We start from the raw sequence: 6,180 nt of genomic DNA, 5'->3' as shown, positions 1-6,180 counted from the left end.
TGTACACAGTGCACTGGGTTATGTATCGCCTTTTGAGTTTGAAGCAATGTACTATGATAAGATTAACCCGTTAGGTCAGGTGGCCTAACTTAAATAAAAAAGTCTCCGATAAACCCGGTACGGTTCAACCTTTGATTTGATCGTTGAATACATGAAGAAGAAGATCCACACCAAAGGGCGACCAACCAAGCTTTGCGTGGAAGATCAGGTTTTACTTTGTCTCAGCTATTGGCGTGAATACAGAACCTTATTTCATGTTGCTACAAGTTATGGTGTTTCAGAACCAACGGCATCCCGAATTGTACGTCATGTTGAAGATTGCCTGATTCAGTCCAAATTGTTTAATTTACCCAAAGAGTTACCTAAAGGTGAAGGGATCGACTGGAATGTGGTGATTGTAGATGCCACAGAAATTCCGATCCAAAGGCCTAAAAAAACAGAAGAAAAGTTATAGTGGCAAGAAAAAGGTACATACCTTTAAAGTACAAGCCATCATTCACTATAAAACGCAGCAGATTTTGAGTTTGCGTGGTTGTCATGGAGCTATACATGATTTTAAGCTATTCAAACGCCATTTAAATCAAATTCCTATGGGTGCTTTTATTCTTGTTGATAAGGGATATCAAGGCATTGATACTGTTTACTCGAACAGTTTATTGCCATTAAAAGCAAAAAAACGTGGTAACTTGCATTCTGAGCTCAAAAAATACAACCGAGAAATCAATAAAAGAAGAATAGGAATTGAGCATGTATTTGGCAGACTCAAAACCTTTAAGATTCTTGCTGGACGTTATCGAAACCGAGGCAAAAGACTGGGATTGAGGTTTAATTTAATTGCTGGAATTTATAATAGGGAGTTGAGCAAAAAATGATTTATGAAAGAGGTCTATTACAAAATATATAGAGTTATTTTATAATCAACGAAGAATTCAAAAAGGCTTGGATTTTAAGACACCAAATTAAATAGCAGAAGACTTTTATCGGTTAGCTGCCTAGAATCTCCCAAGTGAAAGTCTCCTGCTAATTCAGCACACATCATTTGGTTCATGGTATTATACGCAATATAAATTATACATAGAGTGTAAGTTTAGGTTTGATAAAAAGATAGTGATTAAAACTATGACCAAGTCATAGTTTGACGTGATGAAATCATCAACTTATGAGCCAAAGAATATACCGAGTCCGACTAAAACAATGAGCCCCAATGCCAAACGATTGAGCAGGGTAATAAAATTCCAGCCCTTTTTAATGGTCGCCCGATGTTGATAAACACGTTGAAGATTATAAAATACAAACAGTACATCAATAATCAAGGCAACTGGTAAACCAATCATCGTGACAATACCCAGCCCATTAATCAAAATAAGCAGAATGACTTTTTTAATGTTACTTTGGCTAAAAACCAGATGTTTAAAGAACAGACGTTTAATCATTTCCATATCGAATTCCCCCAAATCTGTATAAAAGAAAAGGTGTACAAGAAACTGTACACCTATATGGCTTTAAGCTAGGATTTTTTTAAGCTGTTGATATTCTTCTAAGGTTTTTTGTTTTTCAGCAAAATCCTGACGAACTTGTTGCAACTCTTGTTCAAGTCCTGCAATTAGGGTTTGCAGTAAAGAATCACGAGTTTGTTCTAGGCTGTACTGTAAATCCTGAGAAGATGTTTTAAAGCGTTGCGATAACATTTCAAAAATTTTCTGCAATGATTGATTAAGCTGTTGTTTAAGTTGCTGAATATCACTACTTGAACGAACCTGACCGCTAAAATTACGGCTAATCAGCTCACTTGGATTGCCGATATCTAAATCCAGTTCAGGTAAATCTAGCTGATTGATGACACGATCTAGCGTATTTTTAAATTGTTTAGGCTCAAAATCCTGACTGGATGTATTCAGTTCATCCACCAGTGCCTTGCGTAACTCCAGTTTTAATTGGCTTGGGCGAACTAAGTCGTTAAAGTGATATTGAATATCAACTGTGCAATCACGGGCATATTGGCTGACTTGCTCTACTGCATCGGAAGCATTCAGATATTCATAGGTTGTGGTGTAGCTACGATAACGTGTTTCAGTGCTTCCCCAACTAAATGGGTTATACCATTTTGAGGTACTGACTTCATACGAGCGTTCTTCTGTCTCTGTCCCTGTATGTGTGGTGATTTGACTATATTGTTGAATCCCTTTTTGCAAGTCACGGGTAATATCTTGAGTCGTGCTTTGCAGTTTATTAATTTGTTGATTAATCAGATTTTCCAGCTTCCCTGAAATGCGCTGAATCTGTTGTTCACATTTCTTTTGCTGCTGTTCCAGTTGCTGAATATCTTGCGTGTTCAAGGTATGGATACGTTGATCAATCATTGCAGTCAACGCTTGTACTTTATCTGTTAAATTTTCCTGAGCTTTGGGCAAAAGTTCTTGTTTCTTCTGTTCTAAAAGTTGGACTTTATTCTGGCGAGCCTGTTCATATTCTTGGCTAAGCGTTTTAAAGTTACCAATTCTTTCCCAGTCTGCTTGAGTAAATTGGTAATCACCCCATTCTTCCCCTAAACTTTGTAATTCCTTATAAGTATGCTGCATGGCGTTATCCCATTGAGATTGTTCCCAATGTGAAAAACCATAGGCAAAGGTACTGGATAGAATAGGTTTGGTCAGTGAGCGTAATAATTCGGCAACTTGTGGGCGACCCGCCTGTTCACGTTGTTCAGCAAGTTTTCCAAGTTCAGTTTCCGCACGACGATTGACACGTTTTTGAACATTGGTTTCACATTCTGCTAACGAATCACGGTTAAAACCATCATCAATAATCACAGAATCATATTGTGCAGCCACTAAAACCATTTTCTGTACGCCACCTTGAGGGAGTTGGCTTGAGAGTAATTCAATATCAGATTGATCTAAAAACTGACTAGCACGGGAAAGGAAAAACACAACATCACAGCGTTTCATTTCTTCCTTGGTCTTTTCAGTACGGCTGAGCACAGGATCGTTCATTCCTGGCGTATCAATAATGTCAAAGCCTTTCAATTCTTCATTAGGTAAATAGAGGCGTGTCATTTTGACCAAAGGCGTATATTGACCACTGTTGCCTGCATAGCTGTCTAGAACCTGCATCAGCTCATCTAAAGAATTGGCTTCAATCAGTTGTTTTTGTTGTTGCAATACCTGAGTAACATCCAGGCCACTTTGCGTCACCATCGTGGTCAGTTCTTTTGCCACTTTAATTTGGTCATAATCGCCTTGTTGTTGTGCCAGTTGCTCAAGGTCTTGCCATTCCTCTGCTGTGTAGTATTCAACTTCCAGTACAGGTTTTTCACCGTAGGAAATGCGTGTTAGGTTTGCTGTTTTAGGTGTGGCTGCTGTAGGCAGAACGGGTTTGCCATTAAAAAGGAGAGCATTTAAAAAGCTACTTTTACCTGCCTTGACCTGCCCCATAATCGCAATATTCAGTGTTTGCTCTTCCTGATTAAAACGCTCGACCTGTTCTAATAACGGTTTTTTTAGGCTTAGAATATCCTGAATTTCATTAAAACGTCCCTGCCAAGGTTGTAATTGCTCAGAAAGTTGGTTCAATTTTTCTAGGTGTTGCTGAATGGTCATAAGACACTCTTTTTTATGATGAAATAAACTATTTCATGGAGTCTACCTGAATTCTTATAAAAAAATAGAGTCATTTCATCGGTCTAAGTCATAGTTTGACGTAGTAATTTTCATAGATTGTTTTATATTGAATTTCGATTGTATATGATCAACACATAATAAAATTTCAGGACAAGAGAATGTCATACCAAGAAGACTTTGATATCGCACAGCGTTATGATTTATTGTGCCGCGCCAGTCAGTCACATGTTGAACAGGAGGGGCAACGTTTACAACTTGCAGCCGATCTGGATGTATTGGACAAAATCATTAATCATGATTTGCCTGAACTGGCTCGTTCAGGTAGCCCTGATCATTTTGCCGATATTTTAAAAAGTCTCAATCTGGAATTAGAACATTTTAGGGAGTTTTGTGAATTTCCAGACTTGGCTCAAAAAGTTGTGGTAGGTGTTGGTGGCGCATTCAGTGCAGGAAAATCCAGTTTAATTAATACGCTTTTAGGGAAAAAGCGTTTAGTGGTAGAGATTGATCCAACAACTTCTTTACCGACTTATTTGTTGTATGGTGAACAGGAACAGATTACGGCACTTAATTTATTTCGCCGTCGTGTAATTTTATCTCAGGATGAATTTGCCAGTCTGACCCACGAAGAAAAAATAAAATATGGTAGTCAGATTGCAGGGCTATTGCGTTCAGCTTTTGTCAGTGATCCAGATTTTACTTGGAAAAATATCGCCTTGCTTGATACCCCAGGGTATAGCAAACCTGATAGTGAACAGTGGAGTGAGCGAACAGATGAATCTGTGGCACGTTCACAACTTAATTTGTCTAACTTTATCATTTGGGTGGTATCAGCAACACAAGGGACGATTTCCGAAGATGATTTAAAGTTTTTGGCAACTTTAAATGCGGATATTCCAAAGCTGATTGTGGTCAGCCGTGCTGATGCGAAAACACCTGAAGATATTGCCAAAATTGCGGCTTTGATAAAACAAACAACAGCAGAACGAGGAGTTAATGTGCTGGATGTAGTTCCTGTATCTGCACGGAAGAAAAATGATTATCCAGTTCAGCCTGTAGTGAGTTTTTTGGAGAAATGGAATGAACAGAAAAAATGTTTAAGCTTTGCTCAAAATTTTAAACGGCAGTTTGTGGGTTATAGTCAATTTGTACAGAATAAACAACAACAAGCTAAAACTAAATTGGAACAAATAAATAAGTTATTATTTTTATCTGATCATACGGAACAAACACAAATTACTGAAAAACTACAATATATTGAAAAAGATAGTAACAAGGAATGGAGTGATTTAGCTAAAAAACTTGAAGAGCTACAAAGTCAGTTTTTTAAGAAAATGAATCAGCTTGCAAATTCAATAACGGGATATAAGGAACAGTTGATTGATATTGAAACACTATTGCAAGATCCAAATTGTTCAGCTGAAATATTACAGAGTTATGCTGAAAGTTTAGATAATGATATATTAGATATAATATATAAGCATCAAAATTGTCCTCAAATAGTACTTGAAAGGGCTTTATCTAAACCTGTGGGAAGCTTATCTACAGAAAAAATTATAAATATATTTTCACGTGGTGAAATATATTTTAATGAAAAAAATCTATTAAATCATTATAATATGCTTTCTTCTAGTGAGAAGTTAATGTTGGTTGGTAAAAATATAGGTAAATTGGTAAAAAAATATCTTTCTAAAGAGGAGGATAAAATTATTTTATATGAGTTGTTAAAGAATAAAGAACTAGATGATGAAGATTTATTAAATATAGCATATTATTCTCTAAATAGTTTTTATTTGGCAAAAACACTACTAGGTGTTAAAAATCTTTGTATGGAAGCCCAAGTTATTCTGACAAAAAATGACAATGTGAGTATTAGGGCTAGTTTGGCAAAATTAACAAAAATAGAAGAGGTTCAAACTATATTAAGTAGCGATGAAAGTGAGAGAGTTAGAAATCAATTATTATTGAATGATAGTTTACATGATCAAGTGAAAAATAGATTATTATCTGTAAGTTCAAATTTTAGAGTTAATCAAGAAAGTAAACATTTTTCTATAGTTCAGGAAGGAGATGATTGGGATAAACAAAATCTTGCTGAAAATTGGTGGATATCTAAGAAGATACAGTTAGTTTTAATTGATAGTTATGATGAAAGCATTAGAGGTTCTTTAGCCTCAAATCCGACTATAGATGAGGAAATACAGCTAAAATTAGTTGAATTAATAGGAGATAGTTGGATTGATTCCATTAAATATAGTTTAACAGATAATAGAAATTTGACGGGCTTAGCATTATATAAATTAATGGAAAAAGATAGTCTGTTATATGCTGATGATAGATTGTTTGATGGGAGAATAAAGTTCTCATCTGAACTACAGCAAAAGTTCTTTGATAAAGGTTTTATGACTCGATGTAGTTTGGGTAAGTATCCAAATTTAGATGAAGATATACAAATTAAATTTATAAATAGTTGGGATATTGATAATATAGTAGATAATAGTAATTTAACTAAAAAAGTACAAAATTTATTGATAGATAATGGAGAGTATTTAGATAGAAT

5 protein-coding genes are annotated in these 6,180 nt (G+C 35.6%); 3 read left to right on the top strand and 2 right to left on the bottom strand.

The annotated features are described in order from the left end of the window. The first annotated feature begins 151 nt into the window (after positions 1-151). Positions 152-454, top strand: coding sequence for a transposase family protein (locus GBN19_RS15970; RefSeq protein WP_215903494.1), 303 nt, complete (start codon positions 152-154; stop codon positions 452-454). Then, the gene (locus GBN19_RS14130; RefSeq protein ID WP_215903493.1) at positions 402-872 is read left to right on the top strand and encodes a transposase family protein; all 471 of its coding nucleotides are present in this window, start codon (positions 402-404) and stop codon (positions 870-872) included. Before GBN19_RS15970 ends, GBN19_RS14130 begins: the two co-directional genes overlap by 53 nt. Before the next feature lie 285 nt (positions 873-1,157). Here GBN19_RS14130 and GBN19_RS14125 read toward each other — a convergent pair whose 3' ends face one another. After that, positions 1,158-1,439 carry a hypothetical protein gene (locus GBN19_RS14125; protein WP_005157469.1) on the bottom strand — a complete coding sequence of 94 codons (282 nt, stop codon included), beginning with the start codon at positions 1,437-1,439 and terminating at the stop codon, positions 1,158-1,160. A gap of 63 nt (positions 1,440-1,502) precedes the next feature. Further along, a complete protein-coding gene (locus tag GBN19_RS14120; protein WP_151778570.1) occupies positions 1,503-3,599 on the bottom strand; it encodes a dynamin family protein in 2,097 nt (698 codons plus the stop codon). 179 nt (positions 3,600-3,778) lie between these two features. Here GBN19_RS14120 and GBN19_RS14115 point away from each other — a divergent pair. Beyond that, a partial coding sequence (locus GBN19_RS14115; protein WP_151778569.1) for a dynamin family protein occupies positions 3,779-6,180 on the top strand: 2,402 nt, incomplete at its 3' end.

It is taken from the genome of Acinetobacter brisouii (assembly GCF_008993995.1).
In the GTDB taxonomy this organism is placed as follows: domain Bacteria; phylum Pseudomonadota; class Gammaproteobacteria; order Pseudomonadales; family Moraxellaceae; genus Acinetobacter; species Acinetobacter brisouii_A.
Note: the sequence above shows the minus strand (reverse complement) of the source record. Positions and strands in the feature narration are given on the sequence as shown.

Excerpts from the sequence above, each read along its gene's own strand:
- GBN19_RS14130 (WP_215903493.1), top strand. The coding sequence starts at position 402 with ATGCCACAGAAATTCCGATCCAAAGGCCTAAAAAAACAGAAGAAAAGT.
- GBN19_RS14120 (WP_151778570.1), bottom strand. The coding sequence starts at position 3,599 with ATGACCATTCAGCAACACCTAGAAAAATTGAACCAACTTTCTGAGCAA.
- GBN19_RS15970 (WP_215903494.1), top strand. The coding sequence starts at position 152 with ATGAAGAAGAAGATCCACACCAAAGGGCGACCAACCAAGCTTTGCGTG.
- GBN19_RS14125 (WP_005157469.1), bottom strand. The coding sequence starts at position 1,439 with ATGGAAATGATTAAACGTCTGTTCTTTAAACATCTGGTTTTTAGCCAA.